The sequence below is a fragment of the Kribbella sp. NPDC005582 genome (assembly GCF_040605415.1).
GTDB lineage: Bacteria > Actinomycetota > Actinomycetes > Propionibacteriales > Kribbellaceae > Kribbella.
On sequence record NZ_JBEXCU010000004.1, the window covers coordinates 533,145 to 549,928 of the forward strand.

Sequence of the window (16,784 nt, forward strand, 5' to 3'; positions counted from 1 at the left end):
TTCCGGAGGATGACGGCGTCTGGCGACGTGCGGCTTCCGGAGGACGCGGCGGAGCTGCTTGAGTACTGCGAGGTCGGGGAGAGCGATCGGCGGGAGATGCTGGCGGCGCGGCCGGACGAAGATCCGGAGTGGTGGGTGCTGGTGTCGGCGTTGGCGGGCGAGCTGGAGCGGGATCTGGAGAAGCCGCTTCCGGCGGACGGGCACCGGGCTTGGCCGGTGGTGCCGGAATCGTCAACGCAGGTTGGGATGTTCGCGTGGGCCTGGGTGCTGCTGACCGGGCTGCCGCGGTTGCTGGAGGTGCATGCGCGGCGCGGGGTTCCGGAGGCGGTGACGCGGGCGACGGTTCGCGCGCTGGGTGGGGTGATGGGCAGTCACCGCGAGATCTACGGTCGGTCGGGGGTCGGGCTGATGCCGTTGTGGGGGCCGCCGTTGCGCTTCCGCGGGGCGGACTTCGAGATCGGGCGGCACTCGTTCACGCGCACCGAAATCGGTCTCGGCGACGGCGTGAGCGGGCATCTGCTGATGGTTCACGTCCCGCCGATCGGGCCGCTCGACGCAGGTGTCTCGGAGCAGTCGATCACCGCGGCGCGGCAGTTCTTCCCGCAGTGGTACCCGGACGAGCCCGTCACCGCGTTCGTCTGCCCGTCGTGGCTCCTCGACCCGCAACTGGCCGAGTACCTCCCCGCGGATTCCAACATCCTCACGTTCCAGCGCCGGTTCACGATCCTCCCGCTGCTGCCGCCGAGTACGCCGTACGAGGGCGATCACGAGCTGATGCGCCTGGCACTCCACCTCGCACCGCCCGACGGAGGGCTCACCGCCGAGGATCTGAAGCGCATCCCGCAGGACACCACGCTCCAGCGGGCCTTCGTCAGTCACCTGAGCTCCGGACGCCACTTTCACCTCAGGACCGGTATCCGGCCGTTCCGCTAGCGGATGCGAGGATCTGGGGGTGCAGATCGCGATGTTGGGGCCGTTCGAGGTCCGCGGAGATGATGGTGTCCTCGTGGACGTGCCGGGCGCGCGGTTGCGGGGCGTGCTGATCGCGCTGGCCCTGGACGCGGGCCAGGTGGTTCCGAAAGCGCGGCTGGTCGACTGGGTGTGGGGCGAACAACCGCCGGCGGAGGCGGGTAACGCGTTGCAGCGCCTGGTTTCGCGGTTGCGGAAGGTGCTACCCGGCGGAGCAGTCGACGGTACGCCGGACGGCTACCGGCTGGTGCTCGACCCAGAGGCGGTCGACGCGGTCCGCTTCGAGCGGCTGGTCGGCCAGGGACGGTTGCGGGAAGCACTGGACTTGTGGCGCGGCGCCGCTCTTCAGGATGTCGGCCTGCAAGACAGTACGGCGTTCGACGCGGCAGTCACGCGGTTGGAGGGCCTCCGGCTGACCGCGGCCGAGGACTGGTTCGACGCCGAGATCGAGCGCGGCCGGGGTGCTCAGCTGGTCTCCGAACTGACCGACCTGGTCGCGACACATCCGGTGCGGGAGCGACTCGTCGGCGCGCTGATGCGGGCACTCTCAATGAGCGGCCGCGACTCCGAGGCGCTGCTCGTCTACCAGCGCACGCGGGATGCCCTCGTGGACACGCTCGGCGTCGATCCGTCGCCGGAGTTGTCCGAGCTGCACGTCGCGCTGCTCCGCGGCGAGTCGGTACGGCGTGAGGAGCCGAAGCGCGAGACCAACCTCCGCACGGAACTCACCAGCTACATCGGCAAGGCAGCCGACATCAAAGAGGTCCGCGAACTGGTCGCCGCGCACCGGCTCACCACGTTGATCGGACCCGGCGGGGCCGGCAAGACGAGATTGTCGACGGAGGCCGGTCGCACGCTGAGCGGCGTACTGCCTGATGGTGTGTGGTTCGTGGAGCTCGCGCCGATCGGCACCGAGGCGGACGTCGCCCAGACGGCGATCGCGACCCTCGGCCTGCGCGATGGCCTGCTCGGCGACGCGTCGGAGGTGGACCCGACCGACCGTTTCATCGCCGCGTTCCGCGAGCGGGAGGCGCTGCTGATCCTGGACAACTGCGAGCATGTGATCGACTCGGCGGCCCGGTTCGCCGAGCGGGTGCTCGGGCAATGCCCGCGGCTGCGGATTCTCGCGACCAGCCGGGAGCCGCTCGGCATCACCGGCGAGGCGCTGTGGCGCGTCGTACCGCTGGCTCTGCCGGCGACCGATGCCGACGCTGAGTCGTCGCCGGCCGTTCAACTGCTGCGCGACCGGGCGAGCGCCGTACGGATGGATCTTGGGACCGACGCTCACACCCTCGCGACGATGGCTCGGGTCTGCCGGGCGCTGGACGGGATGCCGCTGGCGATCGAGCTCGCCGCGGCGCGGTTGCGCACGATGTCGCTCGACCAGCTCGCGGATCGGCTCGACGACGTCTTCCGGTTGCTGACGGGCGGAAGCCGTACGGCGCTCCCCCGCCAGCGCACGTTGCGTGCGGTGATCGACTGGAGCTGGCAACTGCTGAGCGATGACGAGCGGATGGTGTTGCGCAGACTCTCGGTCTTCGCGGGCGGCGCCAGCCTGGCTGCGGCCGAGCAAGTCTGCGGCACCGACGACGCGCTGGAGCTCCTCACGGCGCTCACCGAGAAGTCGCTCGTGGTTGCCGACAGCAACCAGGCGCCGCGGTACCGGATGCTCGGCACGATCAAGGAGTACGCCGCGCAACGACTCGTCGAGGCGGATGAGGCGGAACTGATCCGGCACGCGCATCTCGCCTACTTCACAGAGCTGGCCGAGACCGCGGACCCGCACCTTCGCCGGGCCGAGCAGCTCGAGTGGCTGGCGGTGCTCGCCGCCGAGCACGACAACCTCAGCGCCGCGATGCGCAGCGCGATCGCCGCCGGTGAGGCCGAGCCGGCGATGCGGCTCGCGGCGGCGGCCGGCTGGTACTGGTGGCTGAGCGGACACAAGGCCGAGGGCAACGACCTGATCAAGGCCGCCATCGACATTCCGGGCGAGGTGAGCGACGAGATCCGCGCCCTGGTCTACGCGCTGTTCATCCTGTTCCTGAACTCGGGTCCGGGTGACGAACACCTGGCCCGGGAGTGGATCCACGAGATCCACCGGCTCGGCCAACGCAGTCAGCTCGTCAACCCGATGCTGCAGCTGGTCGAGCCGCTGGAGCGGATGCTGCAGTCTCCCGGCGACTTCCTGCCGGCCTGGGAACCCTTGCTGGACAGCGAAGAGCCGTGGGTCCGCGCCATCGCGCACCTGCAACTCGGCAAGATGCGGGCCATCCTCGGCCACGGCGGTTACGAGGCGGACCGGTATCTCGAGGCCGCGGTCACCGAGTTCGAGGCGCTCGGCGAGCGGTTCGGCATCACGTTCGCGCTCTCCGAACTGTCCGACCGGATCGCCACCCGTGGTGAGTTCGCAGCCGCGTGCGCGCACTACGAGCACGCGATCGAGGTGATCGCCGAGATCGGTGGCACCGACGACCTGGTCCGGATGCGCTCGCGCCAGGCCGAGCTGTACTGGCTGCTCGACGACCCCGAGCACAGCGCGGCGGCGATCGCCGAGGCGCAACGCCTTGCAGAGCAGGTGAACTGGCCGGGTGCGCTCGCGCAGATGGCCTTCTCGAAGGCGACGCTGGCTCGCTGGCGTGGCGACGCCGACGAGGTGGCTGCGCAGGTGGACGCGATCACCGCCCTGCTCGGCGAGGAAGCGAACCAGCCGAACATTCGCGCCTTGATCCATGAACTGCGCGGGTCCATCGCCGACGATCTCGACGAGGCTCGGGAACACTGGACGGCGGCCTGCGCGGCCGCGGCCGAGACCGGGCACGCCAACATGATCGCGGCGGTGCTCGTCGGCGTGGCCGGTTACGCGGTCCGCCGTGAGCAGTACGTCGACGCCGCACGGTTGCTGGCGGCAAGTACCGCCGTACGGGGGCTGCCCGATCGGTCGAATCCGGACCTGGCCCGGATCGAACAGGAAACGCGCAACCGCCTCGGCGACGAGAAGTACGCCGAGGCGGCTGCGGAAGGTGCGCAAGCGGACTGGAACCAGCTGACCGCGGTCACGCTCGCTTCGTGAACGTCGACGACGCCCAGAAGTAGCCGACGATCGCGATTCCGATGCACCAGGCAACGGCCTGGAGGACGTCGGAGTTCTGCGCGCCACCGTTGAGGAAGCCGCGCACGGTCTCGATGATCGGGGTGAAGGGCTGGTACTCGGCGAACTGCCGGACACCGGGTCCCATCTTGTCGGCCGGGACGATCGCGCTGCTGAAGAACGGCAGCATGATCAGCGGCACGGCGGCCATTCCGGCCGTCTCGGGCGATTTCGCCGACAGACCGAGCGCGACCGTGAACCAGCCGACCGCGATCGCGAGCAGCAGGACGATGCCGAGGACGGCGAGCCAGTCGACCAGGCCGGCGGACGGCCGGAACCCGAGCGCGAAAGCGACGCCGAGCAGCGCGACGATCGCGATCAGGTTGATCAGCACGCTGGAGACGACCTTGCCGGTCAGGACGGCCGAGCGCGGGACGTCCATCACCTTGAAGCGGTTGATGATGCCCTTGGTCATGTCGGCGTTCGCGGCGACCGCCGTACCGCCGAGGCCGTAGCAGACCGCCAGCAGGATCATGCCGGGGGTCGCGTAGTCGACGTAGTCGACGCCCACGCTGAACGCGTCACCGAGCAGGTAGACGAACATGAACATCATCACGACCGGCATCAGGATCGCGTTGAAGATCGTGGCGGGGTTGCGGGTCAGGTGCTTCACGTCGCGGCGCACCATGGTCAGGGTCGAGTTCATGCTGCGGGAACCTCCGTGGCGTGGCCCGTCAGGGCGAGGAAGACGTCATCGAGATCGGGAGTGTGCACCGAGAACTCCTCGGCGCTGAGTGCGTACTCGTCGAGCCGGTTCAGCAGATCGCGCAGCGAGCTCGTGCCGCCGTCGCTGGGGATGCGAAGCGTCAAGGACTCGTCGTCCCGAGTGGCGTCAGCGAAGAGTTGCGCGGCCGCGGCGAGCTGCTCGCCATCGGCGAACCGGAGCCGGACATGCGTGCCGGGGATCTGCCGCTTGAGCTCGTCCGGGGTGCCTTGGGCAACCAACTTGCCCTGGTCCAGTACGGCGACCTGGTCGGCGAGCTGATCGGCCTCGTCTAGGTACTGGGTGGTGAGGAAGATGGTCACGCCGTCGGCGACCAGTTCGCGGATGATCGTCCACATGGTCCGCCGGCTGCGCGGGTCGAGCCCGGTCGTCGGCTCGTCGAGGAAGATGATCCGCGGACTGCCGACCAGCGTCATCGCCAGGTCCAGTTTGCGCTTCATCCCACCCGAGTACGTCGAGGCCGGCTTCGCCGCGGACTCGGTCAGGTCGAACCGCTCCAGCAGCTCGTCGACCACCTTGCGGTCGGTGCCCGGGCTCAGATCGACCATCAGCTCCAGGTTCTCGCGGCCGGTGAGCAACTCGTCGACGGCCGCGAACTGCCCGGTCACCCCGATCGACTTGCGGACCGCCTTCGCGTCGGTGCCGACGTCGTACCCGGCGACCTTCAGCGTGCCGGCGTCGGCCTGCATCAGCGTGGTCAGCAGGTGCACGGTGGTCGTCTTGCCGGCGCCGTTCGGGCCGAGCAGCGAGAAGACCGTGCCCGCGGGGACCTCCAGGTCGATGCCGTCGAGGACGATCTTGTCCTTGAATGCCTTGCGCAGTCCCGAGACTGCAATCGCCGTTTCTCTCATGCATCCAGCATCGGCAGGTGGTCAGACACCGCCCTGACACGGCGCTGACACGCCTGCCGGCACCGGTTCAGGCCAACGGCTTGAGCGTGATCGTCAGGCGAACCACCGCTTCGCGGCCTGCTCGAAGGCGTTCCGGTCGGCGTCGCCGGCCCACGCGACCACGCCGTCGGGGCGGATCAGCACCGCGTCCAGACCAAGATCGTCGGTGGCTGGGCCGGCGGCGTACCGGATGTGGCTGTTGAGGTCCAGGCCGCCGAGCTGTCCCGTGAAGTCGAGGAGGACGCCGTGCCCGTCTTCCATCAGGTCGGCGAGGCGGGTGCCGTCCTCGAGCCGGAACTCCGGGGCGACGCGGCCGACCAGCGGGTGTTCGCTACCGAGGTCGTAGCGGTTCACCATGCCGGAAATCTTGCTGTAGATGTACTGAGCGCCGTCGGGGGTGTCGAGCAGCTCGCGCATCAGCCCTTGCAGGGCCTGACCGTGCGGACCCGGTTTGAGCACCGTCACCTGAGCGCGGGTCCAGTCGAGGACCCACCCGCCGATCGGGTGCCGCTCGGTGGTGTAGGTGTCGAGCAGACCGTCGGGAGCGTGCCCCTGGATGGTCGCGGCGAGTTTCCAGCCGAGGTTCATCGCGTCGCCGAGACCTGTGTTGAGACCCTGCCCGCCGAGCGGCGAGTGGATGTGTGCGGCGTCCCCTGCCAGCAGCACGCGGTCCCTCCGGTACGTCGTGGTCTGCATCGCGCGGTCGGTGTAGGTCGAGGCGGTGTGTACCTCGGTCACGGTCACATCGGTGCCCGAGACCCGTCGCAGAACCTCCTGCAGGTGCTCCTTGGTCAGATCCGGGGTCCGGTGGTTGGCGCCGCCGTCGTAGTCCAGTACGCCGATGTGGCCGGGGAACCGCATCGCCAGGTACATGCCGTGCGGGGTGGGGTTGAAGCCCGGGTTGAGCTTCGTGGGGTCGTCGACCTCGACCTGCATCGTGTAGCCGGTGAAGAGCGGCTCGGTTCCGACGAACTCGAAGCCTGCGAGGCGTCGTACCGTGCTGCGGCCGCCGTCGGTGCCGACCAGCCAGCGCGCCGTGTACTCCGTCTCTCCGGCCCGGACCGCTACGTGATCGTCGTACTGGGTGAGGTCGGTGACCGTCGTACCGCGGCGGATCTCGACGCCGAGCTTGATCGCGCGCTCCTCGAGAACCGCCTCGACGTGGGCGAGATCGGTCATCATCGCCTCCGGCGCCGGCGTGGGCAGCCGGTACGGCATCGCCGCGACGTCGATCTTGGTGGGATCGATCATGATGCCGGCGAAGTGACCGACACCTTGCAGTTCGGTCGGCTGGTCCGCGAGTTCGTCGACGCCCAGCAGTTCTCTCAGCATTCCGCGCCGGTAGAAGCCGGCCATCGACGCCGCCATCAGTCCGCGCACGCCCAGCGGCGCTGCCCGCCACGCGGATCCGGCCTCCGGCTCACGCTCGAGCACGATCACCGAGCATCCGCGCAGACCGAGCTCACACGCCAGAAACAGTCCCACCGGGCCGGCACCGGCTATTGCCACGTCGTACATGAGTTCTCCCTGTCCTTGAGTCACAGGGAGAACGTCGCAGTACCGGCTTGCACGACGCGCTTGCAGCTCTGACGCGGCGCTGTCACAGCGCGCGCAGCACCTTCTCCATCGCCTTGCCGCGGGCGAGCTCGTCCACCAGTTTGTCGAGGTACCGGATCTCGCGCATCGTCGGCTCCTCGATCTCCTCGACGCGGATGCCGCAGATCATCCCCTTGACGAGCACCCGAGCAGGATTCAGCTCGGGTGCCTCGGCCAGGAATGTCTCGAAATCCACCTCTTTGCTCAGCTGCGCGTCCAGGCCGGCTTGGGTGTAGCCGGTGAACCAGCGGATGACCTCGTCCACCTCGGCCTTGGTCCGGCCCTTTCGCTCCGCCTTGGCGACGTACAGGGGATAGACGCGCGCGAAGCTCATCGTGTAGAGCTTGGGTTTCGTCAAGGCATCACACCTCTGGGTCGTACATGAACTTGCGGACGTCCTGGGCGCACCGGCAGGCCACGGCGACCTTGGCGGCCCACTTCAGGGCCTCTTCGCGGGTCGGCACCTCGATGACGAACACGCCGCCGATGAGCTCCTTGGTCTCCGGGTACGGCCCGTCCGTGATCATGCCGTCGGTGTCGACCACGGCCGGCTCCGCGGCGTACAGGGGGTCGTCGGTGCTGTAGTGGATGCCGCCGGTGAAGAGCAGCACCCCCGCCTCCTTGGCCTCCCGGCAAACCGCATGCGAGTCCTCAGCTACCTGCGGGAAGTCCTCCTCGGGGATGTGGTCCATCGCGCCACGGTCGAACGAAATCAGGTACTTCGCCATCTCGGCCCTCTCACTTCTGGCGGCCGCCCGGCCACCTCAACCCTGCAACGAACCGCGTCGGGCTGATTCGACAGGTCAGTCTCGGCCAAGCGGGCTTCGAGGGCGCGGATGCGGTCGTAGAGGTCGACCAGGGTCTCGCCGTTGGCGACGACACCGGAGCGGTTCCAGTTGCGCCGTACGAAGTCTTCGCGGGTCTCTCCCGGCGCCTGCTGGAGGGCCGGCGGCTGCGGGCCGGCCTGGGCCGGGCCGGGGCCCGGGATACCTCGGCGCTGGGCCTTGAGGATCATGATCGGGCCGACCACCAGCAGCACGACGATCGGGATGAAGATCAGGAACAACCAGTTCAGGGTCATGTCGTCCTAGGAGTCGGGGTCGGTGTGGCTTGCTGAAGCGGAAAATACCCTGCGCCGCGCCAGGCTTCCCGCGATACTCGCCGTGTGGATGAAGTGCAGATCGTCGTCGCCCACAGTGAGCGCACGACCCTCCGAATCGGTGACGTCTTCCTGAAGGTCGACGCGAACCAGGCCAACCTGGACGTCGAAGTCGAGGCGATGGCCGTCGTGCCGGTCCCGACCCCCGAGATTCTGTGGCACAACCCACCCGCGCTGGCGTTGGCCGCCGTCCGCGGCACGGCCCTCGGCGTACTGGGCGAACCCTCGCCCGCCTCCCCCGCCGCCTGGGCCGCCGCCGGCGCCGCCGTTCGCCGCCTGCACGACGCCCCGCTCCCACCCTGGCCCGGCAAGAGCCTCGACGCGATCCGAACCCGCCTCGACACCGAATGCGACTGGCTGATCGCCAACGCCGTACTGCCCGAGGCCTTGGTCCGCCGCAACCGCGAGATCGCCGAAGCCGCCTTCCGCCCCTACACCCCCGCCTTCATCCACGGCGACCTTCAGATCACCCACATCTTCACCGAAGCCGACTCCGTCACCGGCATCATCGACTGGTCCGAAGCCGCCCAAGGCGACCCCCTCTTCGACCTGGCCGTCCTGACTCTCGGCCACGAGGAGTGTCTCCCCCACCTCCTGGCCGGCTACGGCCCCGCCGACCACACCGTCATCGAAGCCTGGTGGTCCCTCCGCAGCCTCTCCGCCTCCCGCTGGCTGATCGAACACGGCTTCGATCCCGATACGCCGGGCTGCGAGTTCGACGTACTGAGAGCCCGGATGTAGCTCAACGTAACAATCCGCTCCGAACCTCCGTCAGATCTGGACGACGGCGGCGCCGAGGATCACTCTCCGGATAAGGGGAGAGATTCAGGGGGCCATGATGTTTTCAGCTGGCACAAGGCGGCTGGCATTGACCGTTGCCGTCGTACTGGCCGTACTTCCGCTCCAGTCGTGCGGCGAGCCCACCGCTGCCGAGATAGCAGCCGTGAAGGGCTGGATCGGGAAGGCCGGTCAGCTGGACGATCCGATCAAGGGCACCATCAGAGGCGGCGACGACGTCTTCCGCACGACGAACAAGTCACTGACCAAGACGATGGACGAACTGCCGCCACCGGAGCAGATCAAGAAGATGTCGCCGGAGCTTCAGGCGGAGGTCCAAGCCGCCGCGGCCCGGGTCCGGGCCCGGATCACGTTCTACAACGGGGTCAACACGGTGACGACCGCCATGGCGGCGAAGCGCGTATCCGCCGTCCAGGAGATAGCGGAGCTGATCAACTACACCCGGCGCGAGGTCCTGACCGACGATGCCAAGGATGCCATCTGGGACTTCGGCAAGGACGTCCTGCAGGAAACAGCCTGCGAACTCGCCTGGCGGTACTACATGCGAGACGACGAACGACAGGTGGTCACAAACCACCTCAACGCCGGCACGGTCAAACTGTCGTACGTCGACCAGATCCCCAATCCGGACGAGATGCGATCAGGCGTGCTCCTCAACGCGATCGCATCCGCCGCGAGGAGCCGCTTCGCTCCCGCGATGGCCTGGCAGGAGTACGCCGAAGGCCTCCGGGACAAGGCCGACAAGCTGACCCAAGACGGCGCCGAGGTCGTCACACATCCCGACGGCGGCGACATCACCTTCGCCCTGCTGTACTTCATCGGAGGCTGCCTCAACCCGCCTGCCTCTTGAGCCATGCGCCGAGCTTTGTGCGGGTCTTTTTGCCACCCCGACCTGACAAGATCAGGGCTCGCACAACTGTTAGGGAGTTCGTCATATGAAGCTTCGTCGTGCCCTCACCGGTGCCCTGGTCGCCTTGACCGCCGCCGCAGCAGGCATACTCGTCGCCCAGCCCGCCTATGCAGCGCCCGGCCTGTGCAACGCCACCGGCTATCCCAGCGGCCGCACGGTCTACGCCGACAACGACAACAACGGCGGCGGCGCCTACGTCACCGCCACCCTGTGCTGGAAGTCCCGAGGCAACGGCTACTACGACACCTTCGTCACCTGGGACGTCACCGACACGTTGGCGAACGACGCGGGCGCGACCATCCGCATGGAGTGGACCGGCACCGACGGCGACACCCACTACGACGTCCCGCCGTCGAGCCAGCGCGCGTGGACAGCTTGGGCCACCGCCGACGGCGACTGGGTCAAGAGCAACATCAAGAACCTCTACATCCGCGCCTGCCTCACCAACACCACCAGCGAAGCCCACCACTGCGGACCCAAGTGGTAGTCCGGCTGTGACCTAGACGTTGGGGTCGCGGAGGCCAACTGCGTCGTGCTGCCAGAAAGCCTCGGCGTAGACCAGGGTGCCGGTCATCCACGGCTCGTACGACGGCAGCGCGAGCGCCTGGAAGGCACCATCGGGGATGCGCAGCGACGGCTTCCGGAAGCCCAGGCCGTCGCCGCGCACAAAGCCGAGCCGGGAGTAGTAGCCCGGATCGCCTTCCAGGAAGACCACCGGCACGCCCCGCTCCGCGAGGATCTGCAGTCCGCGCCGGACCAGCGCCGTACCGAGTCCGCGCTTCTGATGCTCCGGCAGAACTCCCAACGGACTGAGCACCTGCACGTCCACAAGCCGCCGAGGCGCATCCAGCAAGCTCCGTGTGAACATCACATGCCCGACGACCTCGCCACTCGCCTCGGCGACCAACGACAGCGCGTCCTGGGTGCCGCGCAGGGTCTGGACCAGCTCACTCACCACAAGCCCATGGTCACCAAACGCCTGCACCTGTACATCCCGCACAACCTCGCGGTCACCTGGCAACTCTTCCCGAAGCTCCATGCCCGGAGGCTAAGGCCCGACCCCAGCCACCCGCACCCGGTTTAGTCGCCGGCCTCCCCACCGTGCCGCAGCTTGGCGGCAAGCTGAGCCAGCGCGTCGTCATCCGCAGGCCCCTCACCGGGCAGCTCCTGAGCCGTCGTCAGGTTGAACGCTCGCAGCCCGACGACACTGAGCGCCGTGAAATACAGCGGGTTCTCCGTCTGCAGCAGATGATGAATCCGATCGAACTCCCCCGCCTGCAGGTACACGGTCGTGTCCGTCCCCGTGAGCGTGAGCCACTGCGACGGCGGTACGGCCGGAAACCCGATGAACACGTGGTGCCCGGTCTCAGTCGTCAGTCGCACGACTTGCTGATAGGCGACCACATCGTTCCTCAACACGGCAACGGTGTAATCCGTAACTCGTTCTTGTACTGGCATCAGTAATCCCCCCAAGCCAAGTTGTAGATTCCACGCCAGCCCGCCCGAATCCGCTTGTCAAGGGCGCCGTACGTTTGAAGCTCTCGTTTTCGGCTGGGCGGCGACCTCGCGCACCATCACGCAGTTGCCCAGCCCTTTGGGCCGGTCATACCTAAACCCCTCACGTTCATACATCGCGCGGGTCCCGTTGTAGAGGAACGACGAGTTCTTCTTCCGCACCCCACCAGTGTCATGCGGATACCCCTCAACCACCCCACCACCGGCCCGCGCGATCAACTCAACAGCCCCACGCAACGCCACCGCCGCCAATCCCTGACCGCGATAGCTCTTCTCAACCAGGATGCAGGTCACCCGATAGTCCGGTAGCCGCTCAGCAGTAGCCACATATTCCTTACGGTGCTGGATATTCGGCAACTCCTCAGGCGACCCGTACTCCGCCCACGCGACAGCCCGATCACCGTCGTACACCAGCGCCGCGTGCGCAATCCCCTCAGCCACCAGCCGCTGCTTCAGCGCCCGATTCCCCTCGGCACTCTGCGCCTTCTCCGCACAGTCAGGATGAAAATGCGTGCACCAGCAACTGGCGAACATCCCCTTGTTCCGCTCGACAAGCGCCGCGAAGTCATCGAACGTCTCCGGCGTCAGCCCCTTGATCGTGAAGTCACCCATGCCGCCAACGTACGCCCGATTCCGGACGATCAGCGTCCGTAGCTCAAACGGGAGCAATCATCGGACAGTATCGTAAGGGTCTTGGCTGAGCAGATGGGCCTTGAAGCCCTCGCCGACGCCGGGCTCGGGTGTGCCGTTCCAGTCCTTGATCAGCACGGCACCCGTGCTGCACCCCCACGGGTTCCAGGTCCACGCGAGGTAACTCATGTCGTGCGCGTCGGCCCAGTCCACCAACCCCTGCATGTAGTCGAAGCCGCAGTTGTCCTGGCCGAACTCACCAATGACGACCGGGACCTGCTGTGCGAGTGGGTCGATCTGGCTGTCCCAGCAGGACTCGGCGGCGCAGGCGTTGAAGCTGTAGGCGTGCCAGGATGCCGCGATGTTGTTCAACGGGTCGATCGGCTTGTGAGCCAGCCACTCGCGCATGTCGTTGGCCCACTCCAGACCGCCGAGCATGAGCATGTTGGTCGCGCCGGTGGCTCGCACCGCGTCGACCAAGTCCTGCATGCCGGCAGTTTCGTAGGACAGGCCGGTACAGGTGCCCCCATCCCGCCAGCACTGCCAGCCGAGGGTTTTGTTCCAGTCGCTGGCGATCTCCGGGTACGGCTCGTTGAACAGGTCGAAGACGACGGCATTGTTGCCCTTGAACGCAGTGGCGACGCCGGTCCAGAACTGCGGGGCATACCGGGCGTCCGGCATCGGCTTCTGGCACACCGCATGCTCGTCCTTACAGTGCCACTCCGGCCCGGTCGCGTAGGCGCCCCACGTCCAGTGCAGGTCGAGGATCACGTTGATGCCGTTCTTCACCAGCAGATCCACGTAGTCCTTGACGGCCTGCTGGTAGGCGACGCCCCCGGGTGAGCCGTTGACCCCCAGCCAGCACTCCTCGTTCAACGGGACCCGCACCGCATGGATGTTCCAGGCCTTCATCGCGTCCACCGACGCCTGGTCCACCGGACCGCCGTCCCACATGCCCTTGCCCTGCACGCAGGCAAACTCGCCACTAGAGCGGCTCACCCCCAGCAGCCGGTACGGCGTACCGTCCGCGGTGACGATCTTGTTGCCGGCCACACGCAGCGCCGGCGCGGGACCGTCGACCGGCGGAACTGTGCCAGTGCACGCGGCGCCGTTGACGGCGAAGTCCGTTGGCTTGGCATTGCTGCCGCTGTAGGAGAAGTTCGCCCCCGCCTTGACGAGTCCACCCGCCGGGATGGTGCCATTCCAGCTCGCGTTGGTGACCGTGACCTTGTTGCCCGACTGGGACCAGTTGCCGTTCCAGCCGTGCTGAAGAGTCTGATTGCCGGCGTAGCTGTAGGTCAGCGTCCACCCCGTGACCGCCGACGAACCAAGGTTGGAGACGGCTACCTCGGCACCGAACCCACTGCCCCAGTCATTGGTCGTGTAGTCGACTCGACACGCGAACGCGGCCGCCTTCGCGTCACCCGCCCACGCCGTACCCACCGCCGCCGTTAGGACCGTGCACGCCATGGCCCCCACGGCAGCCAATGCGGTGACCGCGATGCGGCGCTTTCCGACTCTTCTCGACATCAAGACTCCTTAGGGCGGATGGGCGGAGATGGGACGCTCCACAGCTGGGTCGATCGCTTGGGAGCGCTCCCAAACTCACCGTAGCGAACATGTCGCGAAACGTGAAGGTCTCGGTCCAGAACCGTGGCCAGCAGGTCCGGCCTCAGGCCGGAGTGACGTCGTGTCGTGCCAGCCAGTCCAGGATCGCCAGGTTCGTCTCTTCGGGCTTCTCCTGCTGGATCCAGTGGCCACTGTCGAGGTGGACCTCTTCGACGTTGGGCACGAACTCTGCGAGGCTCTCGGCCTTGGCCACAGCGTCGCGGTCGCCGTAGATCATCAGGGCGGGCTGGTGGATGATCGGGTCGACGTCGGCGAGCAGGTGCCAGTCGCGATCCAGGTTCCGGTACCAGTTGATGCCGCCGGTGAACCCGGACTTCTCGAAGGCCGACACGTAGACGGCCAGGTCGCTGTCGCTCATCAAGGGTTCTCCGAAGGGAGACTCCGCTCGGGCGACATCGATCATCACCATCCCTGGCTGCGGCTCCTTGAGAGGCTCGTTCCTGCGGTACAGGTTGCGAAGGAACTGGGCCGGGTTCTCCTCGAACACCGCGTCGGCGACGCCAGGCTGCCGGTTGAAATGGACGAAGTAGAAGTCGCTGCCGAGCACCGCTTCCATGAACTCGATCCAGGGCGTCTCCCCGCGCACCGGGTACGGCATGCTCAGGCAGATCACCCCGCTCACCCGCCCCGGATGCAACAACGTAAGACTCCACACGACCATCGCCCCCCAGTCATGGCCGACGAAGATCGCATCCTCGTAGCCGTAGTGATCGAGAAGTGCGACCAGATCGCCGGCCAGCTGCGCGACGTCGTAGGCGCCCACCTCGGCCGGCCGGGACGAGTTGCCGTAGCCGCGCTGATTGGGGGCGATGACGTGGTAGCCCGCAGCGACCAGAGCAGGCACCTGATGACGCCAGGTGAACGCGAGATCCGGCCACCCATGGCAGAGCACGACAGGCTTCCCGGCGTTCTGTCGGCCTGCTTCGAAGACCTCCAGCTCCACGCCGTTGACGGCGATCACAGTGGGCTCGGGGAAGTCGGTGCGGTTTGTCAGTGAGTTCATACCTCCACCCAAGCGCCGGTACCGGCCACCTCGTGACCGGTACCTCCGGAACTGCGCCGGCAGCCGAACCGGCCGACCGGTGGACCCGCGGGAGACGATCATGCCATCTCAGATTAGTTGCCAACGACAACAGAATCGGACCAGCGTCGGGCCTGAAAAGATCCCGGCCCGCGGCGGCCAACGGCTCGCGCCGCGAGCGGTCGCCGAGCACGCATTCACGGCACTGGGTGTGCCCCGGCTCATCCTTGAAGCCCGGCCACCTCACGAGCACACAGCCCGAGAGCGCCACGGACAAAGGACGCACCTACACCCTGGCCACTTGGGAATGCGCCCCCTCCCGATCGTAGGTAGTTCGCAGGCACCGTGTCCCGGGATCGACTCTTCCACCCAAGGGCTAGTTGGTCAGGTGACGCATGAAGAAGCGTCGGGCTTCGAAGGCGAGAGTTTCCCAAGGCTGGTTGGTCCATGGCGCATTTTGGTCCGCAGTCAGGTTGTGATGTCCGCCGCGAATCGTGCGCAGGGTGATATCGGCACCGATAGAGCGGGCGGTGCGGGCGAAGTCGAGGCTCTGGCCATACGGGACCGTCTCGTCCCGATCGCCGTGATACAGCAGCATCGGCGGCAAGGTTGCGCCGCCCGGCTCGCATGATTCGAGGTATCGCGCTGGGCTGGCAGCGGCTCGGAGCGCGGTGTCGGCGCTGTTGGGTCCGCCGAAGAAGCGATAGAAGACGGATCCCGGCTGGTCCTCATCAGCGAGGTGCCAATCACGGAAGTCGGTGGGTGCACAGCGCGCGACGACGGCTCGCACACGCGTCGCCGGCTGAGTTGCGAGCAGCAGCGCCAGATGCCCGCCCGCCGAATCGCCCCAGACACCAAGCCGATCGGGGTCGAATCCAAGCTCGTCAGCGTGACCCAAGAGCCAGTGGGTCGCTGCCTGTGCGTCCTCGAGCTGAGCCGGAAACGGATCGCTCGTTGTGAGGCGATAAGTGACACTCGCTGTGGCGATGCCGTTCGCGGCCAGGACAGGGTTGATCCACGGATACATCCCCAGCTCGCGTCCACCTGCCTGCCATCCACCGCCGTGAAAGTAGACGACCAGCGGAGTCCGTACGCCGCTGCCACCCTGCGGCCTGAGCAGGTCCAGATGAAGATCCGCTTCCCACGCCGGCCGATCCCGCAGCCTGCAGTACCGAACCGCCGGAACCACCTCGAACGGCCAAGGCCCCGCATCCACCGACAGCAGCATGAACGGACCCTACGATTCCCCGCCCGCTCGATGTAAGGCTCGAACGTTCGAGAGCCTGTCGGCGGTTCTCCCAGATCTCTCCCACCCGGCTCTCATACAAAACAGGCTCTTGCGGTGGAGGTCATGTCCCGTTGGCAAGCTGCTGAGCACGGTTGGTGAGGTTGGATCCGACCGTCTTGAAGACCCGAGCACCTTCCCGGTAGGTTCCCTCGGCGAAGTCGTAGTGGCAGTGATGGTGGTGCGACGTCCGCCTCCACACGCGCCATGTTGGAGTCAATGCGGAACACCGTCGAGCTGGAGTCGTCGGCTTGCCCAGGGAACTTCTTCTTCAAGGCGACGCCGAGCTCCTTACGAAAGTGCGCCGGTGTCCAGATGCCCGCGTAGCCGCCTCCGGCGGGCACTGTCCCCTTCACGACCTCGTCGTAGTACAAGACCTCACCGCACTGAACCGCAGTATCGTCGGGTCCGGTCGGATGGGCCGAGCGTCGGGACTTCGCGAACGGCTCGCGGCGCTCCAGGTCAGGCAGGCGGACTTCACTGACAGCTGGACGGTCGGGCCACGCCGGT

General features: G+C 67.1%; 17 protein-coding genes. 5 read left to right on the forward strand and 12 right to left on the reverse strand.

Annotation, left to right across the window (positions count from 1 at the left end):
• Positions 1–9: 9 nt before the first annotated feature.
• A complete protein-coding gene (locus tag ABZS29_RS25690; protein WP_355465305.1) occupies positions 10–933 on the forward strand; it encodes an acyltransferase domain-containing protein in 924 nt (307 codons plus the stop codon).
• Positions 934–952: 19 nt separating this feature from the next.
• A complete protein-coding gene (locus tag ABZS29_RS25695; RefSeq protein ID WP_355465307.1) occupies positions 953–4,039 on the forward strand; it encodes a BTAD domain-containing putative transcriptional regulator in 3,087 nt (1,028 codons plus the stop codon).
• Here ABZS29_RS25695 and ABZS29_RS25700 read toward each other — a convergent pair.
• The 6 genes from ABZS29_RS25700 to ABZS29_RS25725 form a co-directional block, all read right to left on the reverse strand.
• Complete coding sequence (locus ABZS29_RS25700; RefSeq protein ID WP_355465309.1) at positions 4,023–4,763, reverse strand: ABC transporter permease; 741 nt, start codon at positions 4,761–4,763, stop codon at positions 4,023–4,025. The genes ABZS29_RS25695 and ABZS29_RS25700 overlap by 17 nt on opposite strands.
• A complete protein-coding gene (locus ABZS29_RS25705) occupies positions 4,760–5,692 on the reverse strand; it encodes an ATP-binding cassette domain-containing protein (RefSeq protein WP_355465310.1) in 933 nt (310 codons plus the stop codon). Before ABZS29_RS25705 ends, ABZS29_RS25700 begins: the two co-directional genes overlap by 4 nt.
• Before the next feature lie 93 nt (positions 5,693–5,785).
• The gene (locus tag ABZS29_RS25710) at positions 5,786–7,249 is read right to left on the reverse strand and encodes an FAD-dependent oxidoreductase (RefSeq protein WP_355465312.1); all 1,464 of its coding nucleotides are present in this window, start codon (positions 7,247–7,249) and stop codon (positions 5,786–5,788) included.
• 82 nt (positions 7,250–7,331) lie between these two features.
• The gene (locus ABZS29_RS25715) at positions 7,332–7,685 is read right to left on the reverse strand and encodes a DUF2200 domain-containing protein (protein ID WP_355465314.1); all 354 of its coding nucleotides are present in this window, start codon (positions 7,683–7,685) and stop codon (positions 7,332–7,334) included.
• A 4-nt stretch (positions 7,686–7,689) separates the two neighbouring features.
• Positions 7,690–8,055: a YciI family protein gene (locus tag ABZS29_RS25720; RefSeq protein ID WP_355465316.1), complete on the reverse strand. Its 366-nt coding sequence runs from the start codon at positions 8,053–8,055 to the stop codon at positions 7,690–7,692.
• Complete coding sequence (locus ABZS29_RS25725; RefSeq protein ID WP_355465318.1) at positions 8,040–8,408, reverse strand: hypothetical protein; 369 nt, start codon at positions 8,406–8,408, stop codon at positions 8,040–8,042. Before ABZS29_RS25725 ends, ABZS29_RS25720 begins: the two co-directional genes overlap by 16 nt.
• Before the next feature lie 84 nt (positions 8,409–8,492).
• On the opposite strand from ABZS29_RS25725, the gene ABZS29_RS25730 reads away from it, so the two are divergent.
• The 3 genes from ABZS29_RS25730 (at position 8,493) to ABZS29_RS25740 (ending at position 10,681) form a co-directional block, all read left to right on the forward strand.
• Positions 8,493–9,227, forward strand: coding sequence for a phosphotransferase (locus tag ABZS29_RS25730; RefSeq protein ID WP_355465320.1), 735 nt, complete (start codon positions 8,493–8,495; stop codon positions 9,225–9,227).
• Between the two features lie 97 nt (positions 9,228–9,324).
• Entirely contained in the window at positions 9,325–10,134 is an 810-nt protein-coding gene (locus tag ABZS29_RS25735; RefSeq protein ID WP_355465322.1) for a hypothetical protein, read from the forward strand.
• An 85-nt stretch (positions 10,135–10,219) separates the two neighbouring features.
• Positions 10,220–10,681, forward strand: a complete 462-nt coding sequence (locus ABZS29_RS25740; RefSeq protein ID WP_355465324.1) for a hypothetical protein — start codon at positions 10,220–10,222, stop codon at positions 10,679–10,681.
• Between the two features lie 12 nt (positions 10,682–10,693).
• Here the strand turns inward: ABZS29_RS25740 and ABZS29_RS25745 are convergent, their stop codons facing one another.
• From ABZS29_RS25745 to ABZS29_RS25770, 6 genes are all read right to left on the reverse strand, one after another.
• Entirely contained in the window at positions 10,694–11,233 is a 540-nt protein-coding gene (locus ABZS29_RS25745; protein ID WP_355465326.1) for an N-acetyltransferase, read from the reverse strand.
• A 41-nt stretch (positions 11,234–11,274) separates the two neighbouring features.
• Positions 11,275–11,577, reverse strand: a complete 303-nt coding sequence (locus tag ABZS29_RS25750) for a hypothetical protein (protein ID WP_355465328.1) — start codon at positions 11,575–11,577, stop codon at positions 11,275–11,277.
• Between the two features lie 132 nt (positions 11,578–11,709).
• Positions 11,710–12,321, reverse strand: a complete 612-nt coding sequence (locus ABZS29_RS25755; RefSeq protein WP_355465330.1) for a GNAT family N-acetyltransferase — start codon at positions 12,319–12,321, stop codon at positions 11,710–11,712.
• Between the two features lie 57 nt (positions 12,322–12,378).
• Positions 12,379–13,869, reverse strand: a complete 1,491-nt coding sequence (locus tag ABZS29_RS25760) for a cellulase family glycosylhydrolase (RefSeq protein WP_355465332.1) — start codon at positions 13,867–13,869, stop codon at positions 12,379–12,381.
• A gap of 142 nt (positions 13,870–14,011) precedes the next feature.
• Positions 14,012–14,971, reverse strand: a complete 960-nt coding sequence (locus ABZS29_RS25765; RefSeq protein WP_355465334.1) for an alpha/beta hydrolase — start codon at positions 14,969–14,971, stop codon at positions 14,012–14,014.
• Between the two features lie 394 nt (positions 14,972–15,365).
• Positions 15,366–16,217: an alpha/beta hydrolase gene (locus ABZS29_RS25770; RefSeq protein WP_355465336.1), complete on the reverse strand. Its 852-nt coding sequence runs from the start codon at positions 16,215–16,217 to the stop codon at positions 15,366–15,368.
• Positions 16,218–16,784 lie beyond the last annotated feature (567 nt).

What these genes read in the sequence shown, in the direction of transcription:
- ABZS29_RS25725 (WP_355465318.1), bottom strand. Translation starts at nt 8,408, where the DNA reads ATGACCCTGAACTGGTTGTTCCTGATCTTCATCCCGATCGTCGTGCTG.
- ABZS29_RS25760 (WP_355465332.1), bottom strand. Translation starts at nt 13,869, where the DNA reads ATGTCGAGAAGAGTCGGAAAGCGCCGCATCGCGGTCACCGCATTGGCT.
- ABZS29_RS25705 (WP_355465310.1), bottom strand. Translation starts at nt 5,692, where the DNA reads ATGAGAGAAACGGCGATTGCAGTCTCGGGACTGCGCAAGGCATTCAAG.
- ABZS29_RS25700 (WP_355465309.1), bottom strand. Translation starts at nt 4,763, where the DNA reads ATGAACTCGACCCTGACCATGGTGCGCCGCGACGTGAAGCACCTGACC.
- ABZS29_RS25770 (WP_355465336.1), bottom strand. Translation starts at nt 16,217, where the DNA reads ATGCTGCTGTCGGTGGATGCGGGGCCTTGGCCGTTCGAGGTGGTTCCG.
- ABZS29_RS25755 (WP_355465330.1), bottom strand. Translation starts at nt 12,321, where the DNA reads ATGGGTGACTTCACGATCAAGGGGCTGACGCCGGAGACGTTCGATGAC.
- ABZS29_RS25745 (WP_355465326.1), bottom strand. Translation starts at nt 11,233, where the DNA reads ATGGAGCTTCGGGAAGAGTTGCCAGGTGACCGCGAGGTTGTGCGGGAT.
- ABZS29_RS25740 (WP_355465324.1), top strand. Translation starts at nt 10,220, where the DNA reads ATGAAGCTTCGTCGTGCCCTCACCGGTGCCCTGGTCGCCTTGACCGCC.
- ABZS29_RS25710 (WP_355465312.1), bottom strand. Translation starts at nt 7,249, where the DNA reads ATGTACGACGTGGCAATAGCCGGTGCCGGCCCGGTGGGACTGTTTCTG.
- ABZS29_RS25690 (WP_355465305.1), top strand. Translation starts at nt 10, where the DNA reads ATGACGGCGTCTGGCGACGTGCGGCTTCCGGAGGACGCGGCGGAGCTG.
- ABZS29_RS25765 (WP_355465334.1), bottom strand. Translation starts at nt 14,971, where the DNA reads ATGAACTCACTGACAAACCGCACCGACTTCCCCGAGCCCACTGTGATC.
- ABZS29_RS25720 (WP_355465316.1), bottom strand. Translation starts at nt 8,055, where the DNA reads ATGGCGAAGTACCTGATTTCGTTCGACCGTGGCGCGATGGACCACATC.
- ABZS29_RS25735 (WP_355465322.1), top strand. Translation starts at nt 9,325, where the DNA reads ATGTTTTCAGCTGGCACAAGGCGGCTGGCATTGACCGTTGCCGTCGTA.